The organism is Pseudomonas sp. G5001 (genome assembly GCF_013385475.1).
In the GTDB taxonomy this organism is placed as follows: domain Bacteria; phylum Pseudomonadota; class Gammaproteobacteria; order Pseudomonadales; family Pseudomonadaceae; genus Aquipseudomonas.
The window spans coordinates 149,180-166,613 of sequence record NZ_JACAPZ010000006.1 but is presented as its reverse complement, the minus strand read 5'-3'; the positions used below and the strand labels follow the sequence as shown (position 1 = coordinate 166,613).

Below are 17,434 nucleotides of genomic sequence, written 5' to 3'. Positions count from 1 at the left end.
ACACAACAGCAGTCTTATTTCTTCGCGACAATCACCGCCCGCATCGGCGCCGGCAGCCCTTCGATGGTCTTGCTGTGATCTTCAGGGGCCAGGAAGTCGCTGAGGGACTGATACTTCATCCACGCCGTGCCGCGCTGTTCCTCGACCGTGGTCACGCTCACATCCACACAGCGCACATCACTGAAGCCCGCACGCCGCAGCCACAGCATCAGCGCCGGCACCGACGGCAGGAACCAAACGTTGCGCATCTGCGCGTAGCGGTCTTCCGGCACCAGCACTTGCTGCTGATCGCCTTCAACCACCAGCGTCTCCAGCACCAGCTCCCCACCCTTGACCAGGCAATCCTTCAGCGCCAGCAAATGCTCGATGGGCGAGCGGCGATGGTAGAACACGCCCATGGAAAATACCGTGTCGAAGCCTTCCATGTTCGACGGCAGGTCTTCAAACGGGAACGGCAGGTGCCAGGCCTTGGGCGTCGGCAGATAACGCTGCACCGCCTGGAACTGGCAGAAGAACAACCAGTTCGGGTCGACGCCAATCACACTGTCGGCGCCGGCGCCGAGCATGCGCCACATGTAATAGCCGTTGCCGCAGCCCACATCGAGGATGCGTTTGCCCTTGAGGTCCAGGTGCGGCGCGACCCGTGACCACTTCCAGTCCGAGCGCCATTCGGTGTCCACGTGCACGCCGAACAGATCGAACGGCCCCTTGCGCCACGGGCAAAGGCCCATCAGCGCAGTACGCATTTGCGCACGGGTGTCGTCGTCGCAGTCGGTATCGAGCACGAGGCCGTTCAGCAGGTCGATTTCACTGGGCATGATCTTCGGCAGCGCATCCAGCGCGCTCTGCCAGCGTTCCAGGTCGCCATGGCCTTTTTCCATCTTTGCATCGAGTTGCGCTTGCAGGCCCTGGGCCCATACGGCCAGGGGAGTGCCGACCAGATGGCGGGCGAGGGGAGACAGATCAATCATGGCAAGGCAATCAACGAAGCAAAGTTAAGACACTGGAACCACGGCACGACTTTCGAGAATCCGGCCGCCAGCAGGCGTTCGCGGTGTTCTTCGAGGCTGTCGGGCTTCATGACGTTTTCGATGGCGCTGCGCTTCTGGGCGATTTCCAGTTCGCTGTAGCCGTTGGCGCGCTTGAAGGCGATGTGCAAATCGGTGAGCAGCGCATGTTCTTCCGGGTCATTGAAGCGCAGCTTTTCCGAAAGGATCAGCGCTCCGCCCGGCAGCAGCGATTGGCGAATGCGCGAGAGCAACGCCTGGCGTTGTTCGGGGGCGATGAATTGCAGGGTGAAGTTCAGCGCCACTACCGAAGCCGGCTGGAATTGCAGGGCGAGGATATCGCCCTCGATCACCTCCACCGGCAGCAACTCCTGGAACATCGAGTCCTGGCCGTTGAGGTATTCGCGGCAACGCTCGACCATCGCCGCCGAGTTATCCACCGCGATCACCCGGCAACCGTCGGTGCGCACGTGACGGCGCAGGGCCTGGGTCACCGCGCCGAGGGATGAACCGAGGTCGTAGAGCACACTATTGGGCTGGGCAAACTGCGCCGCGAGTACGCCGAGGTTCTCGACGATGGTCGGGTAGCCGGGCACCGAGCGCTTGATCATGTCCGGGAAAACCCGCACCACGTCTTCGTTGAAAGCGAAGTCCGGCACCTGGGGCAGGGGCTGGGCGAATAGGCGATCGGGTTCTTTGCTCACGGCTGTTCCGGCGACGAAGGGGGAAAGCCGGGCATTTTAGCGTAGGAGCTGGCTTGCCGGCGATGTTCGTTAACGATGACGCGGACTTTCTGGATGAACGCGGCAACTGTGGGTTTTTTCGCTGGCAAGCCAGCTCCTACAGGTTGACGGTTTTTTTCTGAGGAAAGGAAGAGGCCGTAATGCCCCACTGCCCCAGCCAGTAGCTGACAATCAGCAAATACGGCGCCGCTTCAAACGCCACCACAAACCGATTGATCCCGATCAGCGTGTCGGAAAACACGAACGACGCCGCACCTGCGGCCGCCAGGTATGCCGAGCGCTTGGGCACGCCGCTGCCCAACCGCGCAAGCGCTCGCCACAGCATCGCGCTGATCACCAGCGCATACACCACCACCGGCACCAGCAATGGGCCCAGGCCATGGGAAATCAGAATGCTCAGCAAGATCGCGCCCACCACCAGCGCCAGTACCAGCGGCAAAATCGCCGGGCGGCGGCAGTCGCTCAAGTAGGCTTTCAGGTACGCCAGGTGTGCGAACAAAAACGCACCGAGGCCGAAGATGAACAGGTCGCCGGGCCAGGCCAGCAGCACGTCGCCCACCAGGGAAAAAATCAGCCCCAGGCTGATCCAGCGTCGATAGTCGGTGGGCGGCGCATCATGCAGCCAGCCCAGCAGCGCCAGTACCGGCAATGGCTTTACCAACAGGCAGAGCAGGGTGGCGTGGGTGCTCAGGCCGTAGATAAAGGTTACCGCCCCCATCAACGCAAGGATCATCCATGGCATATCAGTTCACCGTAATGGCGCAGTCGAAGGTTTCGGCCGGTTCAGCTTCCGGCTCCCAGGGTTGTTGTGAGGTGAGGCGCAAACGGCCCTGGCCGGCGTTGAAGGCCTGGAAGCGCCAGGTGGATTGGCCGCCACTGCCGACCACGCCGGTGTCGTCGGTGTTGCTGTAGACCTCGGGGCTCAGGCTGCGCAGCACGCCGCCGGCCGAGTCCTGGATGGCCCAGCGGTAACCGGTGGTGGGATTGCTGGGCAGGGTCAGGATCAGGTTTTGCCCGGTCTTGAGTTGCAGCGGGCAGGCGCTCTGTTTTTCCACGGTGACGTTTTGCTTCGGCGCACTGGCGCAGGCGGCGAGCAGGCAAAGGCTCAGGGGGAGAAGCAGACGGGCAGCGGTCATGGGGGCTCCGTTGTTTGGCGACGAAGGGCGAGCATAACCGAAGATGAGACAAGGTGTGACAGATGGCGTTGTGTTGGCTGCACCGGCCTCTTCGCGAGCAAGCCCGCTCCCACATTCGACCGCATTCCAAAGCATGGACTCGGTCAAGTGTGGGAGCGGGCTTGCTCGCGAAGAGGCCAGCTCAGGCGCTACATAACTATCAGAACAACACCTTCGCCACATCCGCAAAGCGCTTGGCAAAGTGCACCGTCATCCCTTCCTTCAGGTACTCCGGCAGCTCTTCAAAGCTCCCCCGGTTAGGCTCCGGCAAGATCAACTCGTGAATCTTCTGGCGCCGCGCCGCAATCACCTTCTCGCGCACCCCGCCAATCGGCAGCACATGCCCGGTCAGCGTCAGTTCACCGGTCATGGCCACGCCTTTTTTCGGCGGCTGGTTACGCGCCAGCGACAGCAGCGCACTGGCCATGGTCACGCCCGCGCTCGGGCCGTCTTTCGGTGTGGCGCCTTCCGGCACGTGCAGGTGCACGAAGGCTTCATCGAAGAACTTCGGGTCACCGCCAAACGACTTCAGGTTCGAGCTGATGTAGCTGTAGGCAATCTCGGCCGACTCCTTCATCACTTCACCCAGTTGCCCGGTGAGCTTGAAGCCACGGTTCAGCGTGTGGATGCGCGTCGCCTCGATCGGCAGGGTCGCGCCGCCCATGCTGGTCCAGGCCAGGCCGGTGATCACACCGGTGCCCGACAGCACTTGCTCGTTACGGAACACCGGCATGCCCAGGGAGGCTTCCAGGTCCTTGTTGCCGATCTTGATCACCGAGTCCGGCTCATCCAGCAGCTTGACCACCGCCTTGCGCACCAGTTTGCCCAGCTGTTTCTCCAACTGACGCACCCCGGCTTCGCGAGCGTAACCATCGATCAGGGCGCGCAGGGCGCCGTCGCTGATGGACAGGCTGTTTTTCGACACGCCGGCTTTTTCCAGCTGCTTGGGCCACAGGTGACGCTTGGCAATCGCGACCTTTTCTTCGGTGATGTAGCCCGACAGGCGAATCACTTCCATCCGGTCCAGCAACGGGCCGGGGATCGAATCCAGGGTGTTGGCGGTGCACACGAACAGCACTTTGGACAGGTCCAGGCGCAGGTCCAGGTAGTGGTCGAGGAATTCGACGTTCTGTTCCGGGTCGAGGGTTTCGAGCAGGGCCGAGGCCGGGTCGCCCTGGTAGCTCTGGCCCATCTTGTCGATCTCGTCGAGCATGATCACCGGGTTCATCACTTCCACATCTTTGAGGGCTTGCACCAACTTGCCCGGCATCGCACCGATGTAGGTGCGGCGATGGCCCTTGATCTCGGCCTCGTCACGCATGCCGCCGACGCTGAAGCGGTAGAACGGCCGGCCGAGGGATTCGGCAATCGATTTGCCGACACTGGTCTTGCCCACGCCCGGCGGGCCCACCAGCAACACGATGGAGCCGGCGACTTCGCCCTTATAGGCGCCCACGGCGAGGAACTCGAGGATGCGACTCTTGATGTCATCCAGGCCGGCGTGGTGTTTGTCGAGTACCTTGCGGGCGTGCTTGAGGTCGAGTTTGTCCTCGCCATACACGCCCCACGGCACCGAGGTGGCCCAGTCCAGGTAGTTGCGGGTGACCGCGTACTCCGGCGAACCGGTTTCCAGGATCGACAGCTTGTTCATTTCTTCGCTGATGCGTTTCTGCGCCTGGGTCGGCAGGACCTTGTCCACCAGGCGTTGTTCGAATTGCTCGACGTCGGCGCTGCGATCGTCCTTGGTCAGCCCCAGCTCTTGCTGGATGACCTTGAGTTGTTCCTTGAGGAAGAACTCGCGCTGGTGTTCGCCGATCTTGCGGTTCACTTCGGCGGAGATTTCTTTTTGCAGGCGCGCGACTTCGACTTCCTTGCGCAGCATCGGCAGGACTTTTTCCATGCGCTTGAGCATGGGCACGCAGTCCAGCACTTGCTGCAGTTCAGTGCCGGTGGCCGAGGTGAGGGCGGCGGCGAAGTCGGTCAGCGGCGACGGGTCGTTGGGGCTGAAGCGGTTGAGGTAGTTCTTCAGTTCTTCGCTGTACAGCGGGTTGAGCGGCAGCAGTTCCTTGATCGCATTGATCAGCGCCATGCCGTAGGCCTTGACCTCGTCGGTCGGCTGGGTCGGCTGGTGCGGGTATTCGACTTCCACCAGGTACGGTGGGCGGTGGTGCTTGAGCCAGGTCTTGATCCGCACGCGGGTCAGGCCCTGGGCGACGAATTGCAGCTTGCCGTTTTCGCGGCTGGCGTGGTGCACCTTCACCAGGGTGCCGTACAGCGGCAGGCTGGAGGTGTCGAAGTGGCGCGGATCTTCGGGCGGGGTTTCCATGAAGAACAGGGCAAGGGAGTGGTGGTCGGACTTGCTCACCAGCTCCAGGGTTTCGGCCCACGGCTCTTCATTGACGATCACCGGCAACACTTGCGCCGGGAAGAAAGGCCGGTTGTGGATCGGGATGATGTAGACCTTGTCGGGCAGGTTTTGCCCTGGGAGGGCCAAGCCAGTGTTGGCGGAAGTGTGTTCAGCGTTTTCCGGGTCGGCGTAGTCGTTGAGGTCGATGTCCGGGAATTCTTGCTGGTCGCTCATGGGGCACCTGCATAAGGAAGTATGCAAGTTAGATGGGGCGGGTCGGCAGTGGTTTCAATGGGTGGGGTGAGATAGCAACATATTGCACAATATTTTCAAAAGCACCGCTGAACAAATGTGGGAGCGGGCTTGCTCGCGAAGGCGGTCTGTCAGTCGATGCATCTGTGACTGATGCGCCGCCTTCGCGAGCAAGCCCGCTCCCACATTTTCGATTGCATTTCGTCAGCTGAGTTTGTGCAAGTAGGCCGGTAAAGGTTGTTCAGGCAGCACCGACAGCACTTTCAACCGCTGCAACATCCGCTGCCGGGCCCGTTGCAGGTGCTCGCGCAGGTTCAGCGCGGCGGCGTCGAAGGCGCCATGCAGCAACAGCTCAAGGATCAGCCGGTGCTCGGCCAGCATCGCCGGATCGGCACCAATGCCCAGCAGCCGGTAGAAAATCCGGCTGATGATCATCGGGCTCTGCCCCTGGCGAATCAGCGCGGCGATCTTGCGATTTTGCAGGCCGGCGAGGCAGTGCTGGTGCAGGTCTTCCTCGATCTGCTCGATCTCTTCCAGGCTGCAATGGGCGCTGTTTTGCGCATCGAGCACGCGCTGCAACATGGCGTGCAGCAGGTCGCGGTCGAGGTTCGGCGCGCTCTGGCGCAGGGCTTCGGGCTCCAGGCAGGCGCGCAGTTCGTAGTCTTCGGTGACTTCCCGGGCAGTCAGTGGCCCGGCCAGCCATTGGGAATAGGGTTCCTTTTCCACCAGGCCACGGTCCCGCAGGCGCATCAGCGCTTCACGCACCACCGCGCGGCTGACGTTGTAGTGCTCGGCGGCGGCCTGTTCATCGAGGCGATAATGCCCGAAGGCGATACAGGTCGAGAGCGCCGCGCCGATTTCCTCGACGATGCGCTCCCCCAGTGGCCGGGTGTCCACCAATTCATCTTCACCGTTGAGGCCCAGGTGCGCATGGCTCAGGGGCAAGCGCAGCGGCTCCATCTCCAGGCCGTCGGGGTTGATCAGGTAACCCCGGCCATCAAAGCGGCAGATCAGTCCTTCGTCATGCAACAGGTTCAGCGCCTTGCGCACCGGCACCCGGCTGGTGCCGAACAATTCGGCCAGCGGCGCTTCCAGCAACACCAGGCCATGGCGGGCGGTGCCGTGGGTGATGGCGTCGCGCAGAACCTGGTGAATCATCGCGTAACGGGAAGCCGAGGCTGACACTGCTTTCATCGGGCTCTCTGGAGCAAACGGGTCGGTGGCCGGGGATTCTCTCATAGTTGCGCCTGTCACTCTGCGCCACGTCGGTGGCACTTTTTTGGGGCCTTCAGAGGGTTGATGTTACTTTTCTGCACCAAAATGTATTTATTAATAAAAGATACATTATTTCATTCCAGGCGAGCCTTAAACTCCAGCCGATATTTCTTTTAATGCCTGAAACCCATCTAGCCCGTGGATCTGCTCCAAAGTGCCAGGTGTGGCAACCGAGCTGTCCACGAGACTGGCACGAAAGCTGCCTTTGTAAAATGTACATTTTATTAATATGTACATTTTTCAAAGGTCATTCCTATGTCAGACGCCACTTCAATGGCCGAGGATTTCGCCAGCGGTCGCAGCGACCCGGTGCAGGTCCTGGAACAGGCACTTGCCCACGCGAGCATGGCCCCCGGCGTGTTCATCTCCCTGACCGCCGAGCGCGCCCGCCGTGAGGCCGAAGCGTCGGCTGCCCGTTGGCGTGCCGGCCAGCCGTTGAGCGTGTTCGACGGGGTGCCACTGGCCTGGAAAGATCTGTTCGATGTGGCCGGCAGCATTACCACGGCGGGCGCGGCCTATCGCCGCAATGCGCCGGCTGTCTTGCTGGACGCACCAAGTGTGGGCCTGTTGTGCCGCGCCGGAATGGTCAGCGTCGGCAAGACCAACCTCAGCGAGCTGGCCTATTCCGGCCTGGGCCTGAACCCGCATTTCGGCACGCCGCACAACCCGGCCAGCGTCGATCAACCGCGGATTCCCGGCGGCTCGTCGTCGGGCTCGGCGGTCGCCGTGGCAGCCGGCATCGTGCCGATCGCCATGGGTACCGACACCGCCGGCTCCATCCGTATTCCGGCTGCGCTGAATGGCGTGGTCGGTTATCGCAGCAGTTGCCGGCGCTACAGCCGCGACGGCGTTTTCCCGCTGGCTCACACCCTCGACAGCCTCGGCCCGCTGACCCGCAGCGTGCGCGATGCACTGGCCATCGACGACCTGCTCAATGGTCGCGAGCAGCGCCCGCCACGCCCGCCCCGCAGCCTCAATGGCCAGCGGTTCTGGGTCGAGCAAAGTGTGCTGGAAGACGCACGGGTTGAACCTGCGGTGCGCGACAACCTGCAACGTTGTGTGGACCGATTGAAGGCAGACGGCGCGCTGATTGACGTGCGCCCCTCGAAGACCTTCCAGGCCACCCTCGACCTGATCCTGCACCAGGGCTGGCTCGGCGCCTTCGAAGCCTTCGCCCTCCACGAAGCCCTGCTCGACAGCCCTGATGCCGAGCAACTCGACCCCCGCGTTCGCCGTCGCCTTGAAGCGGCCCGCACACTGCCGGCCAGCCAACTGCTGGCGCTGTACGACGCCCGTCGCCGCCTGCAACAGCAGCTTGTCGACGAACTCGACGGCGCGATCCTCATCACCCCCACCGTGGCCCATGTGGCCCCGGCCCTGGCGCCGTTGGAAGTCGACTTTGAACTGTTCGTCAGCACCAACCTCGCCACCCTGCGCCTGACCATGCCCGGCAGCCTGCTGGACATGCCCGGCGTCAGCCTGCCCAGCGGCCGCGATGCCCTGGGCCTGCCCACCGGCCTGCTGCTCAGCGCCCCCAGCGGCGAAGACGCGCGCCTGCTTCGGGCCGCGCTGTCAGTAGAAACCGCACTCACTTTTTAAGGAGACACATCATGGCTAAAGACATCCTCTGTGCATTTGGCGTCGACGTCGACGCGGTCGCCGGCTGGCTCGGTTCCTATGGCGGCGAAGATTCCCCGGACGACATTTCCCGCGGCCTGTTCGCCGGTGAAATCGGTGCGCCACGCCTGCTCAAATTGTTCGAGCGCTACGGCCTGCGCACCACCTGGTTTATTCCCGGCCACTCGATGGAAACCTTCCCCGAGCAGATGAAGGCGGTGGCCGACGCCGGTCACGAAATCGGTGTGCACGGCTACAGCCACGAAAACCCGATTGCGATGACGGCCGAGCAGGAAGAAATCGTCCTCGACAAGTCCATCGAGCTGATCACCCAGGTCACCGGCAAACGCCCCACCGGCTACGTCGCGCCGTGGTGGGAATTCAGCAAGGTCACCAACGAACTGCTGCTGAAAAAAGGCATCAAGTACGACCACAGCCTGATGCACAACGACTTCCACCCGTACTACGTGCGCAAGGGCGACACCTGGACCAAGATCGACTACAGCCAGCACCCCGACACCTGGATGAAACCCCTGGTGCGCGGCGAAGAAACCGACCTGGTGGAGATCCCGGCCAACTGGTACCTAGACGACCTGCCGCCGATGATGTTCATCAAGAAAGCCCCCAACAGCCACGGCTTCGTCAACCCGCGTCACCTCGAAGAAATGTGGCGCGACCAGTTCGACTGGGTCTACCGCGAGCACGAACACGCGGTGTTCACCATGACCATCCACCCCGACGTGTCCGGCCGCCCGCAAGTGCTGCTGATGCTTGAGCGGCTGATCGAACACATCCAGAGCCATGCCGGCGTGCGCTTCGTCACCTTCGACGAAATCGCCGATGACTTTATCCGCCGCCAACCACGTACCTGACACCCGTACCTAAACCCTGGCCAACCTCCCGAGGCGCGATTCATGTCTATCTACAACAAGCTTGATCTGACTGGCTGGAAACCCCGGCAACTGACGCCCAAGGAGGTGCGTTTCGCCACCTGGATCGCGTTTTTCGCCTGGGTGTTTGCGGTGTATGACTTCATCCTTTTCGGCACCTTGCTGCCGGAAATCGGGCGGCACTTTAATTGGGGTGAAGTGGAGCAAGCGGAGATTGCGACATGGGTGGCGGTAGGCACCGCCGTGGTCGCGCTGGCCATCGGTCCGATCGTGGACAAACTGGGTCGGCGCAAAGGGATTATTTTCACCGTGGCCGGTTCGGCGATCTGCTCGGCGCTCACCGCCATTGGTGGTGCGTGGGGCAAGTCGTCGCTGATCCTGATCCGTTCGCTGGGCGGCCTGGGGTATGCCGAGGAAACCGTCAACGCGACTTACTTGAGCGAGCTGTACGCGGCTTCCGATGATCCAAAACTGGCCAAGCGTCGCGGCTTTATCTACAGCCTGGTGCAGGGCGGCTGGCCGGTGGGCGCGTTGATCGCGGCGGGTTTGACCGCGCTGTTGCTGCCGGTGATTGGCTGGCAGGGGTGCTTCGTGTTTGCGGCGATCCCGGCGATTGTCATCGCGGTCATGGCGCGCAAGCTCAAGGAAAGCCCGCAGTTCCAGATTCACCAGCGCATCAGCGAGCTGCGTAAAAGCGGCGCGGTGAAAGAGGCGCAAAACGTCGCTGTGACCTACGGCGTGGACTATGACGAACACAGCAAGGCCGGCCTCAAGGCCGCATTCCGTGGCCCGGCCCGCCGTGCAACCCTGGTGATCGGTGCGGCGCTGCTGCTCAACTGGGCGGCGATCCAGGTGTTCAGCGTGCTGGGTACGTCGGTGATCGTCAGCGTGCACCACATCTCGTTCGAGAACTCGCTGATCATCCTCGTGCTGTCGAACCTGGTGGGCTACTGCGGCTACCTCAGCCACGGCTGGATGGGCGACAAGATCGGCCGGCGCAATGTCATCGGCCTGGGCTGGATGCTCGGCGGGCTGTCGTTTGCCGGGATGCTGTTTGGCCCGAGCAACATGGCGATGGTGGTGGGGCTGTACAGCCTGGGCCTGTTCTTCCTGATCGGGCCGTACTCGGCGGCGCTGTTTTTCATCAGTGAAAGTTTCCCCACCAGCATCCGTGCCACCGGCGGCGCGATCATCCATGCCATGGGGCCCATTGGTGCGGTGGTTGCCGGGTTTGGCGCGACCCAGGTGTTGTCGGCCGGCAGTGACTGGCAGACCGCTGCGCTGTGGTTCGGCGCGCTGCCGTGCTTCCTGTCCGGTGCGTTGATGTTTGCCGCGCGCCATGTGCGTCCGGAAACCGTCCAGTAAGGAGTTGATTCGATGAGTCGTAAAGTTGCATTGATTACCGGTGCCGCCAGCGGCATCGGCCAGGCCCTCGCGGTGGCGTATGCCCGCAGCGGCGTGGCGGTGGTGGGTGGGTATTACCCGGCCGATCCCCATGACCCGCATCACACGGTTGCGCTGGTGGAAGAGGCGGGCGGTGAATGCCTGATGTTGCCGCTGGACGTGGGCGATACAAACTCTGTGGATAACCTGGCGGCGCAGGCGGTCCAGCACTTCGGTCGCCTCGATTACGCGGTGGCCAACGCCGGTCTGTTACGCCGTGCGCCACTGCTGGAAATGACCGACGAGCTGTGGAACGAGATGCTCAACGTCGACCTGACCGGGGTGATGCGCACCTTCCGGGCGGCAACCCGGCACATGCATGAAGGCGGTGCGCTGGTGGCGATTTCGTCGATTGCCGGTGGCGTGTATGGCTGGCAGGAGCACGCGCACTATGCGGCGGCCAAGGCCGGTGTGCCGGGGTTGTGTCGGTCGCTGGCGGTGGAATTGGCGCCGTTGGGGATTCGTTGCAACGCGGTGATTCCGGGGTTGATCGAAACGCCCCAGTCGCTGGACGCGAAGAACTCCCTCGGGCCGGAAGGGCTGGCGAAAGCGGCGCGGGCGATTCCGCTGGGCCGGGTCGGGCGGGCGGATGAAGTGGCGTCCCTGGTGCGGTTTTTGACCAGTGAGGAGTCGAGCTACCTGACCGGGCAGAGCATTGTGATTGATGGTGGCTTGACCGTGCGCTGGCCGGACTAACCCCCAGTTTTAAGCCGGACTCGCTCCAAATGTGGGAGCGGGCTTGCTCGCGAATGCGGTGGATCAGTTCCGCATGTATTGGCTGGCACTCCGCTTTCGCGAGCAAGCCCGCTCCCACATTTTTGACCGCGTTCGCCGTTTGATTATTTCAGGAGTTCACCATGCCCCAACTCGCTAACCGCCGTGCCGTGATCACCGGTGCCGGCAGCGGCATCGGCGCCGCCATCGCCCGTGCCTACGCCGTCGAAGGCGCGCGCCTGTTGCTGGCCGACCGCGATGCCGCCACCCTCGCCGAAACCGCCATCACCTGCCGCAACCTCGGCGCCGAAGTCCTCGAGTGCGTGGCCGATGTCGGCACCGTCGACGGCGCCCGGGCCAGCGTCGATGCCTGCGTCACCCACTACGGCGGCATCGACATCCTGGTCAACAACGCCGGCATGCTGACCCAGGCCCGTTGCGTCGACCTGACCCTGGACATGTGGAACGACATGCTGCGCGTCGACCTCACCAGCGTGTTCGTCGCCAGCCAGCGCGCCTTGCCTCACATGATCGCCCAGCGCTGGGGCCGGATCATCAACGTCGCCTCGCAACTGGGGATCAAGGGCGGCGCCGAGTTGACGCACTATGCGGCGGCCAAGGCCGGGGTGATCGGCTTCACTAAATCCCTGGCCCTGGAAGTGGCCAAGGACAACGTACTGGTCAACGCTATCGCACCCGGGCCTATCGAAACGCCATTGGTAGGCGGCATCAGCGACACCTGGAAACGCGCCAAGGCCGCCGAGCTGCCCCTGGGTCGTTTCGGCCTGGCGGACGAAGTCGCGCCGACTGCCGTGCTGCTGGCCAGCGAGCCGGGCGGCAATCTGTTCGTCGGTCAGACCCTTGGCCCGAACTCCGGCGACGTCATGCCATGAGCGGGTACTAAGCATGTGCGGACTTTGCGGCCTGCTGGGCGAAGACCTGCACTGGAGCGACCCTTTGGGCGATGAATTGCCGCGCCGACGCGAACGTCTGCGCCGAATCGCGGCGATCAACCAGGTGCTGGCGGTGTTCCGGCTCAAGGTCGAAGACTTCCAGGGCGCGTCCTATCTGCTGCTGGGCGCCACCGGCAAACAGGAACTGGCCAGCGGCCTGGATCAACTGTGGCAGGCGGCAGAGACCATGCTCGGTCGACCGCTGGACCCGTTGGACCCGCGCCTGCTCGATCATCTGGAACTGTAGGAGCCCGGCTTGCCGGCGATGGCGTCCTTGATATCGCCATCGCCGGCAAGCCGGACTCCTGCAGGGGCATCATTGAGGTAGAACTATGAGCATCGCGCTAAACGTCATCACCGGCTTCCTCGGCAGCGGCAAGACCACCTTGCTCAAGCGCCTGCTGCAAGGTGAAAGCCTCGGCGACACGGCGTTGCTGATCAATGAGTTCGGCGACGTCGGCATCGACCACCTGCTGGTGGAGGAAGTCGCGCCCGACACCGTACTGCTGCCCAGCGGCTGCGTGTGCTGTTCGATTCGCGGCGAGTTGAAAGACGCCTTGCTCGGCCTGTTGCAGCGTCGTGAGCGGGGCGAGATTCCGCCCTTCAAGCGGGTGATCCTGGAAACCACCGGCCTGGCCGACCCGGCGCCAATCCTCGCGACCTTGAACAACGACGTGCAACTGCGCGGGCGCTTTCATATCGGCCTGGTGGTGACGCTGGTGGACGCCAGCCACGCCGCTTTGCAAGAGCGCCTGCACCCGGAATGGCTGGCGCAAGTGGCCGCTGCCGATCGCCTGCTGTTGAGCAAGACCGACCTCGTCGAAGACTGTGGCCCGTTGCGCTTGCACTTGCAGGCACTGAACGCCGGCACGCCGATCCTCAATACCTGCGATATCGACAGCGGTGAACAACTGCTGCTTGGCGAAGGCCTGCGCAGTGCCGAGCCCGCTGCAGAAGTCCGCCGCTGGAAACTCCATCAAACCACCGCCGCCAACCACGGCGCTGCGCAAGTCTGTTGCCTGACCTTCGATCAGCCGCTGGATTGGGTCGGTTTCGGGGTCTGGTTATCGATGCTGTTAAGATGCCACGGCGAACGTATTCTTCGCGTCAAAGGACTGCTCAACGTGAACGCCAGTAACGCTCCCATCGTCATTCATGGCGTGCAGCATTGCCTGCATGCCCCGGTTCACCTGCCTGCCTGGCCGGGGACCGATCGGCAATCGCGCTTGGTGTTTATCCTGCGCGGGCTTGACCCGGCTCTGCTGCGGCGCTCCTTTGAAGTGTTCTCCAGAAGGTTCGCCGCATGATCACGCTTCGCGTCCTCGGCACCTCGGTGACCTTGCTCGAAACCTTGCGTGTGCGAGCGGAAAAAGAGCTGGGCATTCGCCTGGTGTACCAGGTGCATGATGTCGAGCAGGCCCAGCGCATTGCGGTGATGCAGCCTGACAGCTACGACCTCTACGACCAGTGGTTTCACAACGTCGACTTCGTGTGGCCGGCGCGGGCGATCCAGCCGATCGACACCCGGCGCATTGCGCTGTGGCACGAGATCAACGACCTGCCCAAGCGCGGACGCTTGTCCGCCAACGACCGTCTGGGCAGCGGCAGTGTGCCCAGCGAGCGCCTCTTCGTGCAGCACGACGGCAGCCTCGGCAGCACCGTCACCGAACGCATCAGCATGCTGCCCCTGACCCACAACGCCGACAGTTTCGCCTACCGCCCCGAGCGCTTGCCCGAAGGGTTCAACCGCGGCAACGAGAGTTGGGGCTGGTTGCTGGACCCGGCCTGGGGCGCACGCACTGCGTTGCAGAGCGACGCCGCCATCGGCGCCCTGGACGCGGCGCTGGCCGTGCAAGGCGCGGGCCTCGCGAGCTTCAAGGACATCGGCAACATGAGCATCGAAGAGATCGATGTACTGGCCGATATCCTGGTGCGTAAACAGAAGGAAGGCCACTTCGCGGCGTTCTGGTCCGATGACGAGGAAGCCGCGCAACTGATGCTCAGCCCGAGCATCGATATCCAGAGCCTGTGGTCACCGACCCTGATGCGCCTGCATCGGGCCGGGGTCAAATACCGCCTGGCGGTGCCCCGTGAAGGCTATCGCGCCTGGTTCGGCGGGTTGTCGCTGTCGCGCCATGCCAAGGGCCCGGTGCTGGATGCGGCCTATGCCTACCTCAACTGGTGGCTGTCCGGCTGGCCGGGTGCGGTGATGGCGCGCCAGGGTTATTACATCGGCAACCCGGCTCGCAGCCGAGATCACCTGAGCAGCGCCGAATGGGACTACTGGTACGCCGGGCTGCCCGCTCGGGAAGAGCTGTTGGGCAGCGATGGCTTGCCGCTGATCGATGTGGGTGACGTGCGCGACGGCGGTTCCTATGAACAGCGCATGGGGCATATCGCGGTGTGGAACTCGGTGATGGATGAGCACAACTATCTCGTGCGGCGTTGGGGGGACTTCATGCGGGCGCGAACGTCGTAACGGCACCCTGTCGCCAAATTAATGACATATAAACTCCCGTATTTATTGGGTGCACTTCTTCTCTTGCGCAGCTAATCTGGATAATTCAAATATCCCTGTAAAAAGGATATTTATTTGACGCCGGTTCAGCTATCGCGAGGGACGCGTATGACGAAGGGACGTTTCGGCTGGAGGGGGCAGGCGCTGCCAGAGGGCAACAGAATGAGGTGGCGCCATACGTTTCAAACCCGGATTGCCGGGGTGCTGGCGCTGCTGTTGCTGGTGGTCGTGGCGGCGGTGTATTTCGCGGTGAAGACCGCCACCAATCGCGCCGTGGAAAACCAGGCCCAGGTGCAGCTGGAAACCGGCAGCCAGGTGTTCGAACGCCTGCTCGACCTGCGTGGCCGGCGCCTGCAATACGGCTTGAACTGGCTGACGGCGGACCTGCCGTTTCGCCAGGCTGTCGCCGATGGCGAACCCGACGCGATTCTCGCGACCCTGCGCCGACATGGCACCGGCCTGAGTTCCAGCGAGGTATTTGTGCTGGGGCTCGACGGCCGCGTGATGGTCAGCACGTTACCGGCGCTGACGTCCGGCCAGGCCTTTCCCTATAACGATGCCTTGCGCCAGGCCCGGCGCAGCGGCCTGCAAATGTTGATCGTGGCCCTGGATGGCCGGCCTTTCCTGCTGGTGCAACAGGAAGTCGTCGACCCCGCACCGATCGCCCGTGTCGCCATGGGCTTTCCCATGGACGAAATCTTTGCCAGTGAATTGCGCTCCATGAGCAACCTGGAAGTGTCGTTCATCAGCACGCAGCATGGCCAGCCCGGCGAATTGTTCAGTACTCAGCCCGAGGCGCTACAGGCGTCGATTGCCAGCGACCTGCAGGGCGCGTACATCACTCCGGTGGCGCAATTGAACCTGTTCCACGGCCAGCGCTATCTCAGCCAGGTGCTGCCGTTGGGCAACACGGCAGACGGTGGCGAGGTCCGGGTGCTGCTGCAAAGCCCGCTGGACCACGCCCTTGAATCCTTCGCGCCGCTGGACCGGCAATTTCTCGCGATCGCCCTGGTGGTGCTGCTGGTGTCGCTCGCGGGTGCGTTGTTTCTGGCGCGGCGGGTTTCACGCCCACTCAATGCGTTGGTGCAGGCGGCCGAACGCATCGGGGCCGGTGACTATCGCACACCGGTACAGGTGCGCAGCCACGATGAGTTCGGCCTGCTGGCCCAGGCCTTCAACGCCATGCAAACCGGGATCGCGGTACGCGAGCGACAACTGGCCCACAACGCCTTGCACGACCCGCTCACCGGCCTGCCTAACCGCGCGCTGGCCATGGAACGCCTGGGCAGCGCCATCAGCGCTGGCCGGCCGGTGGTGTTGCTGTACCTGGGGATTGAAAACTACCGGGTGATCAACGAAGGCTACGGCCCGGAAGGCGTGGAAGAAATGCTCCGCGAAGCCAGCCGCTGCCTGCTGTCGAGCCTGTCGGCCAGCGACACCGCCGCGCGCATCACCGGCAGCGAGTTTTTGCTGCTGCTGGAAAACACTGCGATCGACCGCGCGGTGGCCCTGGCTGACCGCTTGTATGGGCTGCTCACCGAACCCCAGCGCATAGGTGGCGATGAATTGCGCCACGAAGTGAGCATCGGCATCGCCGCCTACCCGGCCGACGGCCAGCAGGTTGAAGAGCTGATCAGCCGCGCCGCGATTGCCCGCCACGATGCGGCAGCGTTCCCGGGTTACTTACAGATCTACCAGCAGGACCGCGACCTCGCCCATCAACGCCAGATCAGCCTGATTCGTGACCTGCGCCGGGCGCCGACGGAGGGCGAGTTGTACCTGTGTTACCAGCCCAAGCTCGACCTGCACCATGGCCATGTGCGCCAGGCCGAAGCGCTGTTGCGCTGGCAGCACCCGACCCTGGGCCTGGTGTCGCCGGCCGAGTTCATTCCCCTGGCCGAGCGCACCGGCAGCATGGGCAGCCTGACCCAGTGGGTGATCGAAGAAGCCATTCGCCAACTGGCCGAGTGGGCGGTGCGCGGGTTGGAGGTGCAGTTGTCGGTGAACATCTCGGTGGATGACCTCGCCGATGACGGCCTGGCCCCGCGGGTGACCGAGTTGCTGGCGCACTACCGGGTATCGGCCCGGCAACTGATTTTCGAAATCACCGAAAGCGCGATCATGCACAACCCGGCCCAGGCCCTCAGCGTGCTGGAGCAACTGCGCGCTTGTGGCATCAGCCTGTCGGTGGATGACTTCGGCACCGGCTATTCATCCCTGGCGCAACTGCAACGCCTGCCGGTGCAGGAATTGAAGATCGACCAATCGTTTGTGCGCAACCTCGACAGCACTTCCGGCGACGGCGTGATCGTGCGCTCGACCATCGAAATGAGCCACAACCTGGGGCTCAAGGTGGTGGCCGAAGGGGTGGAGTTCGAGCCCAGCCTCAAGCTGCTCAAGCTCTGGAAGTGCGACACGGCCCAGGGCTATCTGATCAGCCGGCCGTTGAATGCCATGGCGTTTGAGATGTGGATGCGCCGCGAGCGCGTGCCGGTCTAGG

General features: G+C 63.2%; 15 protein-coding genes. 9 read left to right on the top strand and 6 right to left on the bottom strand.

Annotation, left to right across the window (positions count from 1 at the left end):
• Positions 1 to 14 precede the first annotated feature (14 nt).
• From cmoB to HX805_RS05690, 6 genes are all read right to left on the bottom strand, one after another.
• A complete protein-coding gene (gene cmoB, locus HX805_RS05715) occupies positions 15 to 971 on the bottom strand; it encodes a tRNA 5-methoxyuridine(34)/uridine 5-oxyacetic acid(34) synthase CmoB (RefSeq protein ID WP_177116686.1) in 957 nt (318 codons plus the stop codon).
• Complete coding sequence (gene cmoA / locus HX805_RS05710) at positions 968 to 1,711, bottom strand: carboxy-S-adenosyl-L-methionine synthase CmoA (RefSeq protein WP_003210418.1); 744 nt, start codon at positions 1,709 to 1,711, stop codon at positions 968 to 970. The genes cmoB and cmoA overlap by 4 nt, the downstream gene beginning before the upstream one ends.
• Before the next feature lie 136 nt (positions 1,712 to 1,847).
• Positions 1,848 to 2,492, bottom strand: a complete 645-nt coding sequence (locus HX805_RS05705; RefSeq protein WP_003210415.1) for a lysoplasmalogenase — start codon at positions 2,490 to 2,492, stop codon at positions 1,848 to 1,850.
• A 1-nt stretch (position 2,493) separates the two neighbouring features.
• Positions 2,494 to 2,886, bottom strand: coding sequence for a protease inhibitor I42 family protein (locus tag HX805_RS05700; RefSeq protein ID WP_003210413.1), 393 nt, complete (start codon positions 2,884 to 2,886; stop codon positions 2,494 to 2,496).
• Positions 2,887 to 3,085: 199 nt separating this feature from the next.
• Positions 3,086 to 5,506 carry an endopeptidase La gene (lon, locus tag HX805_RS05695; protein ID WP_003210412.1) on the bottom strand — a complete coding sequence of 807 codons (2,421 nt, stop codon included), beginning with the start codon at positions 5,504 to 5,506 and terminating at the stop codon, positions 3,086 to 3,088.
• Positions 5,507 to 5,728: 222 nt separating this feature from the next.
• Complete coding sequence (locus HX805_RS05690; protein WP_177021377.1) at positions 5,729 to 6,718, bottom strand: GntR family transcriptional regulator; 990 nt, start codon at positions 6,716 to 6,718, stop codon at positions 5,729 to 5,731.
• Between the two features lie 336 nt (positions 6,719 to 7,054).
• Between HX805_RS05690 and HX805_RS05685 the strand changes: the two genes are divergently transcribed.
• The 9 genes from HX805_RS05685 (at position 7,055) to HX805_RS05645 (ending at position 17,433) form a co-directional block, all read left to right on the top strand.
• A complete protein-coding gene (locus tag HX805_RS05685) occupies positions 7,055 to 8,398 on the top strand; it encodes an amidase (protein WP_177116685.1) in 1,344 nt (447 codons plus the stop codon).
• Between the two features lie 11 nt (positions 8,399 to 8,409).
• A complete protein-coding gene (locus tag HX805_RS05680; RefSeq protein WP_003210406.1) occupies positions 8,410 to 9,288 on the top strand; it encodes a polysaccharide deacetylase in 879 nt (292 codons plus the stop codon).
• 42 nt (positions 9,289 to 9,330) lie between these two features.
• Positions 9,331 to 10,671: an MFS transporter gene (locus HX805_RS05675; protein WP_177047167.1), complete on the top strand. Its 1,341-nt coding sequence runs from the start codon at positions 9,331 to 9,333 to the stop codon at positions 10,669 to 10,671.
• Between the two features lie 12 nt (positions 10,672 to 10,683).
• Complete coding sequence (locus HX805_RS05670; protein WP_177116684.1) at positions 10,684 to 11,445, top strand: SDR family NAD(P)-dependent oxidoreductase; 762 nt, start codon at positions 10,684 to 10,686, stop codon at positions 11,443 to 11,445.
• A gap of 161 nt (positions 11,446 to 11,606) precedes the next feature.
• Complete coding sequence (locus tag HX805_RS05665) at positions 11,607 to 12,356, top strand: SDR family NAD(P)-dependent oxidoreductase (protein ID WP_177020385.1); 750 nt, start codon at positions 11,607 to 11,609, stop codon at positions 12,354 to 12,356.
• A 13-nt stretch (positions 12,357 to 12,369) separates the two neighbouring features.
• Positions 12,370 to 12,663 (top strand): hypothetical protein, encoded by a 294-nt coding sequence (locus tag HX805_RS05660; RefSeq protein ID WP_003210398.1) that lies wholly within the window; start codon positions 12,370 to 12,372, stop codon positions 12,661 to 12,663.
• 85 nt (positions 12,664 to 12,748) lie between these two features.
• On the top strand, positions 12,749 to 13,723 hold the full coding sequence (locus tag HX805_RS05655; RefSeq protein ID WP_177008177.1) for a GTP-binding protein: 975 nt from the start codon (positions 12,749 to 12,751) through the stop codon (positions 13,721 to 13,723).
• Positions 13,720 to 14,895: a PotD/PotF family extracellular solute-binding protein gene (locus HX805_RS05650; RefSeq protein ID WP_102368164.1), complete on the top strand. Its 1,176-nt coding sequence runs from the start codon at positions 13,720 to 13,722 to the stop codon at positions 14,893 to 14,895. The genes HX805_RS05655 and HX805_RS05650 overlap by 4 nt, the downstream gene beginning before the upstream one ends.
• 201 nt (positions 14,896 to 15,096) lie before the next feature.
• Complete coding sequence (locus HX805_RS05645) at positions 15,097 to 17,433, top strand: bifunctional diguanylate cyclase/phosphodiesterase (protein WP_177116683.1); 2,337 nt, start codon at positions 15,097 to 15,099, stop codon at positions 17,431 to 17,433.
• Position 17,434: the final 1 nt, after the last annotated feature.

Excerpts from the sequence above, each read along its gene's own strand:
- HX805_RS05650 (WP_102368164.1), top strand. The coding sequence starts at position 13,720 with ATGATCACGCTTCGCGTCCTCGGCACCTCGGTGACCTTGCTCGAAACC.
- HX805_RS05705 (WP_003210415.1), bottom strand. The coding sequence starts at position 2,492 with ATGCCATGGATGATCCTTGCGTTGATGGGGGCGGTAACCTTTATCTAC.
- HX805_RS05685 (WP_177116685.1), top strand. The coding sequence starts at position 7,055 with ATGTCAGACGCCACTTCAATGGCCGAGGATTTCGCCAGCGGTCGCAGC.
- cmoB (WP_177116686.1), bottom strand. The coding sequence starts at position 971 with ATGATTGATCTGTCTCCCCTCGCCCGCCATCTGGTCGGCACTCCCCTG.
- HX805_RS05680 (WP_003210406.1), top strand. The coding sequence starts at position 8,410 with ATGGCTAAAGACATCCTCTGTGCATTTGGCGTCGACGTCGACGCGGTC.
- lon (WP_003210412.1), bottom strand. The coding sequence starts at position 5,506 with ATGAGCGACCAGCAAGAATTCCCGGACATCGACCTCAACGACTACGCC.
- HX805_RS05700 (WP_003210413.1), bottom strand. The coding sequence starts at position 2,886 with ATGACCGCTGCCCGTCTGCTTCTCCCCCTGAGCCTTTGCCTGCTCGCC.
- HX805_RS05660 (WP_003210398.1), top strand. The coding sequence starts at position 12,370 with ATGTGCGGACTTTGCGGCCTGCTGGGCGAAGACCTGCACTGGAGCGAC.
- HX805_RS05690 (WP_177021377.1), bottom strand. The coding sequence starts at position 6,718 with ATGAAAGCAGTGTCAGCCTCGGCTTCCCGTTACGCGATGATTCACCAG.
- HX805_RS05670 (WP_177116684.1), top strand. The coding sequence starts at position 10,684 with ATGAGTCGTAAAGTTGCATTGATTACCGGTGCCGCCAGCGGCATCGGC.
- HX805_RS05665 (WP_177020385.1), top strand. The coding sequence starts at position 11,607 with ATGCCCCAACTCGCTAACCGCCGTGCCGTGATCACCGGTGCCGGCAGC.
- HX805_RS05675 (WP_177047167.1), top strand. The coding sequence starts at position 9,331 with ATGTCTATCTACAACAAGCTTGATCTGACTGGCTGGAAACCCCGGCAA.
- HX805_RS05655 (WP_177008177.1), top strand. The coding sequence starts at position 12,749 with ATGAGCATCGCGCTAAACGTCATCACCGGCTTCCTCGGCAGCGGCAAG.
- HX805_RS05645 (WP_177116683.1), top strand. The coding sequence starts at position 15,097 with ATGAGGTGGCGCCATACGTTTCAAACCCGGATTGCCGGGGTGCTGGCG.